General features: G+C 59.6%; 1 pseudogene. It reads left to right on the forward strand.

Features of this window, described 5'->3' with window-relative positions:
- Nucleotides 1-189, forward strand: a pseudogene (locus tag EN780_RS40175) (hypothetical protein); the annotation flags it as partial.
- Nucleotides 190-418: the final 229 nt, after the last annotated feature.

Here is a 418-nt window from a genome sequence, read left to right on the forward strand (position 1 = left end):
GAGGACGAGGGCCCGGGCTTCGAACTCAGTTCGGTGCGATCGTCCTCGTCGGGTTTGCGACTTGTCGAAGGCTTAGTGCGGCAGATCGGCGGGGCCTTCGAAGTCAGCCGGCACCCATCCAGATGCACCGTGACTTTTTCTCAGCAGTCCGAGGAGAGCGGCCTTGCGCCCAAAAGCATCGATACCTGAGCTAAGCCGGGGCGGGGATATTGCTCGATCCTTCAGGCCGCAGGTGGTTCTCTCTCGAGATGATACGAGGGGAGGAGGATCCGGCAAGTCTCGCGACCAATTGATCCTGATCGTCGAAGACGATTACCTGATTGCGCTTGATTTGGAGGCTGGGCTCCATGCCGCTGGCTTCCAAGTGGCCGGCCCGGCGACTACAGCGGACGAAGCAATTAATCTTGCGCTTTCGATC

Source organism: Mesorhizobium sp. M4B.F.Ca.ET.089.01.1.1, assembly GCF_004022605.1.
Classification (GTDB): Bacteria; Pseudomonadota; Alphaproteobacteria; order Rhizobiales; family Rhizobiaceae; genus Mesorhizobium; species Mesorhizobium abyssinicae.